Raw genomic sequence first — 3753 nt, 5'->3', positions numbered from 1 at the left:
GGGGTTCGCCCGCCCTGCTCCCACCTCTCGTGCACGACGCTGCCGCGTCCACCGCTCCCCGATCCGCGGCTCGTGACGACGTACGACCGCCCCTTTCGCCGGATCAGGATGGCCGACACATACGCCGAAACCGAATTTCGGTAAAGTGGAATATTTTCACGTCGGTGGATTGACAGCGGCCGACACAGGCACAATCGCGTGGCCCGGGTGAGCGAAGCGACACCCGGGATTGGTGCGGGGCAAAAGGTCCCGGATATCGCTCCGCTCATCCGGGCTGCGAAACCCACCCCGTTGCAATCGCGCTCGCCCAGCCAGGCATGCCCTTGCTGCGTGCCAATGCGGCCATGGCCGAAGGATCGTAGGGCACGTAGCGGATCGTCGCGGACCAGCCCGCTCCGGCATGTTCCAGGATGGCGTAGCACGCGTGCGGCGTGCCGACCTCGACCACGTAAGGAACGGGCGATTTCCCATCATAACCCGGCAATCCGACGCTGCCGGGATTGACCGCCAATCGTCCATCTCGAAACCGAACAACTCTTGCAATGTGCGTGTGTCCGCACAGGATGATTTCGGCATTGATCCCTGCGGCATCGACCTCGACCGCCTCGATCGGACTCGCGCGCACGCTGCCATCCGCGGTGATGGTATCGAGCCAGAAGGCGGCATCGTTGGTGGGCGAGGCGTGGCACAGCAACACCCGCTCCTTGTACATCAGTGTGGCGGGCATGCTTGCCAGCCACTCGAAATGCCTGCGATCGAGCTGCCGGAAATCGCTGCGCGCCGAGCCGCCCGCCTGCCAGAGCTCGACCAGGATTCGGTCCTGATCCCCGCGCACCGACGGAAAACCCCGCGCGATGAGGAGGTCTGCCGTTGCGGCCGCCTCGAGCGGTCCGCTGACATGGTCGCCGAGGTTCACGACCTCGTCGATGCCGAGCATAGCAATATCAGCAAGGACAGCTTCAAGCGCCGGACGATTCCCGTGCACATCCGCGATCGCAGCAAATTTCATATGGCCTTCCCCACTCGAGATGGCCGACAATTCACCCAATGCGGGACGATGCAGGGATAGCGGTTCTCTTTAGCTGCATTTGTAGAAGCGCCCGCAAGCTGAGTGTCAAATCGGCGCAGGCGGAACAATGGCACAACCAGGGTGCCGCGATCAAGCGACAGCTTCCGAGCTTCGACATCTTCGTTTACGATCCGGCCGAGCCACATCGTCGAGGACACCGGAATGCAGACCATCGGCCTGATCGGCGGCATGAGCTGGGAGAGCACCGCGCTCTACTACAAGCTCATCAATGAGCGGGTCCGCGACCGCATGGGCAAGCTGCATTCCGCTCCGCTGCTGATCTATTCCTACGATTTCGAGGCGATCAAGCAGATGCAGTACGCGGGCCGTTGGACGGAGGCGGCGGCCAGCCTGGCGGAGGTGGCGCGGCGGCTTGAAGGCGCCGGCGCACGGGCGATCGTGCTGTGCACGAACACGATGCACAAGCTGGCGCCTGAGATCATATCGAGCGTGACCGTTCCATTCATTCACCTTGGTGATGCCACGGCGCAACGGATCCGGGCGAAGGGATACCGGCGGGTCGGCCTCCTCGGCACGAAGTTCACGATGGAGGAAGACTTCTACATCGACCGGCTGCGCGCGCATGATCTCGACGTGCTGGTGCCTCCCACTGAGGCCCGCGCCGACGTGAACCGCATCATCTACGACGAGCTGTGCCTTGGAATCGTCGCCGATCCCTCGCGCCGTCGCTATCGGGAGGTAATGGCAGCGCTCGTCGCGGCCGGCGCCGAATGCATCATCCTCGGCTGCACCGAGATCACCATGCTGGTCGGCCCTGACGACACCTCGGTCGAGACGTTCGACACCACGGCGATTCACGCGGAGGCGGCGGCGGATTTCGCGATCGGGTAAAGCGCAGCCGGAATGACGATCCGTAGCCCGCATGAGCAAGCGACATGCGGGATCGATTGCCCCGGATATCGCTTCGCTCATCCGGGCTACTGCACCTGCCGCCTCAACGATGCTCGATCGCGCGGATCGCGCCACGGAGCTCGGCGAGGCCGCGCAGGCGGCCGATGGCGGTGTAGCCGGGGTTGGTGCGCTTGGTGGCGGCGAGATCATCCAACATGCGGTGACCGTGATCGGGACGGAACACGATCTGGCTGTCGGGCGAGCGCCGGGCGTTCTCCTTCAACAGCGCCTTCAGCACCGCGACCATGTCGACGTCGCCGTCGAGATGATCGGACTCGTAGAACGACAGCCCGTCGGCCTCGCGCTTGGTCGCGCGCAGATGGGCGAAGGCAATGCGCGGGCCGAAGCGCTCGGCCATCTCGGGCAGATTGTTCTGAGGCCGCACGCCGAGCGAGCCCGTGCACAGGCAGATGCCGTTCGCCTTGGACGGGACGGCGTCGAACAGCGCCTGATAATCGTCGGCCGAGGACGCAATGCGCGGCAGGCCGAACAGCGGGCGCGGCGGATCGTCCGGATGCAAGGTCAGGGACACCCCGAGCTGCTCGGCCACCGGCGTCACGCGCGCAAGGAATTCGGCGAGATGCTGCCGCAGAATCTTCGGCGTGATGTCGCGATAGGTCTCGAGCCGGTCGCGGAACTGCGGAATGGTCATCGGCTCGGTGGTCGAGCCCGGCAGCGCGCTGGCGATCACCATGACGAGATAATCGATATCGGCCTGGCTCATCTGGTCGAACAGCTTTTTCGCGCGCGCCTGCTGCTCGGACGAATATTCCTGCGCGGCAGCCGGGCGCTTGAGGATGTGGAGCTCGAACGCGGCAAAGCGGTCCTGGTCGAAGCGCATGGCGCGGGCGCCGTTCGGCAACTCCCATTCGAGATCGGTGCGACACCAGTCCACGACGGGCATGAAGTTGTAGCAGATGATCTTGATGCCGGAGGCGGCGACCGCCTCGAGGCTGGCGATCCACGCCTCGATGGACTGCGTCGCCTTGCCGCCGAGCCGCTTGACGTCGTCCGGGATCGGAATCGATTCCACCACCGACCATGTCAGCTGCGAGCGGCCGGGCTGGCCGTTCTCGATGAAGTTCTTGCGCTCCTCGACGGCCTTGCGTGTCCAGGCTTCGCCGATCGGCACTTGATGCAGCGCCGAGACGATATCGCTCGCCCCGGCCTGCCTGACATCGTCGAGCGAGACCGGATCGTCGGGCCCGTACCAGCGCCAACCTTCGAGCATCATGTGCAATCTCCAATCAATTCGCGGTCAGCACGACCTTGACGCTCTGCGAGCGGTCGAGCGCCAGCCTGAGCGCGTCCGGCGCGGTCGAGAGCGGCCGCTCGGCGGTGACCAGCGACAGCACGTCGATGCTGCCATTGGAGATCAGCTCCACGGCGGTTGCGAATTCGAAGCCGAACCGGAACGAGCCGCGCAGGTCGATCTCCTTGGCCATCACCGCATTGGACGGCGTCGGGATCTGGCCGCCCGGCAGGTTGCCGATCTGCACCACCACGCCGCCACGCCTGACGATGCCGATCGCGCTGGCAAGGCCCGCGGCCGTGCCGGAGACTTCGAACGCAACGTCATAGGGGCGCGAGGCGGCCTGCGCCTTCAGCCCCTCCTCCCCTCCGCCAACGTTCTCGACATGCGAAGCGCCGAGCTTGGTTGCGAAGGCGAGCGGCGCCGGGGCGATATCAGCGACGGTAATGTCCGTCATGCCGGCGCGGTGCGCGGCGAGCATGGTCAGAAGCCCGATCGGGCCGGCGCCGAAGATGATGCC

The 3753-nt window shown here is 65.2% G+C and carries 4 protein-coding genes; 1 reads left to right on the top strand and 3 read right to left on the bottom strand.

Translation table 11 applies throughout. From position 1 onward, the window contains the following. Positions 1-265: 265 nt before the first annotated feature. Positions 266-1009 (bottom strand): metallophosphoesterase, encoded by a 744-nt coding sequence (locus tag MOV75_RS30560; protein WP_246931355.1) that lies wholly within the window; start codon positions 1007-1009, stop codon positions 266-268. Between the two features lie 222 nt (positions 1010-1231). Here MOV75_RS30560 and MOV75_RS30555 point away from each other — a divergent pair, with 222 nt between their 5' ends. Further along, positions 1232-1921, top strand: coding sequence for an aspartate/glutamate racemase family protein (locus MOV75_RS30555; RefSeq protein WP_246931354.1), 690 nt, complete (start codon positions 1232-1234; stop codon positions 1919-1921). A gap of 103 nt (positions 1922-2024) precedes the next feature. Here the strand turns inward: MOV75_RS30555 and uxuA are convergent, their stop codons facing one another. Together uxuA and MOV75_RS30545 are read right to left on the bottom strand one after the other, a co-directional pair. Next, positions 2025-3215 carry a mannonate dehydratase gene (gene uxuA / locus MOV75_RS30550; protein ID WP_246931353.1) on the bottom strand — a complete coding sequence of 397 codons (1191 nt, stop codon included), beginning with the start codon at positions 3213-3215 and terminating at the stop codon, positions 2025-2027. 13 nt (positions 3216-3228) lie between these two features. Further along, the coding region (locus MOV75_RS30545) for a zinc-binding dehydrogenase (RefSeq protein ID WP_247007175.1) at positions 3229-3753 on the bottom strand (525 nt) is incomplete at its 5' end.

Origin of the sequence: Bradyrhizobium sp. PRIMUS42 (assembly GCF_023006515.1) — a bacterium.
Classification (GTDB): Bacteria; Pseudomonadota; Alphaproteobacteria; order Rhizobiales; family Xanthobacteraceae; genus Bradyrhizobium.
Note: the sequence above shows the minus strand (reverse complement) of the source record. Positions and strands in the feature narration are given on the sequence as shown.

Coding starts and splice junctions, on each gene's coding strand:
- uxuA (WP_246931353.1), bottom strand. CDS start 3,215: ATGATGCTCGAAGGTTGGCGCTGGTACGGGCCCGACGATCCGGTCTCG.
- MOV75_RS30555 (WP_246931354.1), top strand. CDS start 1,232: ATGCAGACCATCGGCCTGATCGGCGGCATGAGCTGGGAGAGCACCGCG.
- MOV75_RS30560 (WP_246931355.1), bottom strand. CDS start 1,009: ATGAAATTTGCTGCGATCGCGGATGTGCACGGGAATCGTCCGGCGCTT.